General features: G+C 67.5%; 1 protein-coding gene. It reads right to left on the bottom strand.

Annotated features, from left to right (window positions below; translation table 11 throughout):
* Window positions 1-385: sugar ABC transporter permease (locus G3I78_RS50715; RefSeq protein ID WP_164437438.1), on the bottom strand; the 385-nt coding region annotated here is incomplete at both ends.

Here is a 385-nt window from a genome sequence, read left to right as displayed (position 1 = left end):
GAGGGCGGCGAGCACGATGATCGACAGCGCGGCGGCCACGCCCAGGTCGTTCTGGCCCTGGAAGGCGATGTTGTAGATGAGCTGGACCACGGTGATCGTGCTGTTGTCCGGACCGCCCTTGGTGAGGATGTAGAACTGGTCGAACGCGAGGAGCGAGCCGGTGACGCACATGATCGTGCACAGCGCGAGCGACGGGCGCAGCAGCGGGAGCGTCACGCGCCCGAACGTCTGCCAGCGGTTCGCGCCGTCCATGCGCGCGGCCTCGTAGACCTCGTGCGGGATCCCCTGCAGCCCCACCATGAGCAGGAGCATGTAGAACCCGGCGAAGCGCCAGACGATGAGGAAGACCGTCGACCACAGCGCCCCCTCGGGCGAGCCGAGGAAA

It is taken from the genome of Streptomyces sp. SID13726, assembly GCF_010548375.1.
Lineage (GTDB): Bacteria > Actinomycetota > Actinomycetes > Streptomycetales > Streptomycetaceae > Streptomyces.
This window is presented reverse-complemented; position numbering and strand designations above follow the sequence as displayed.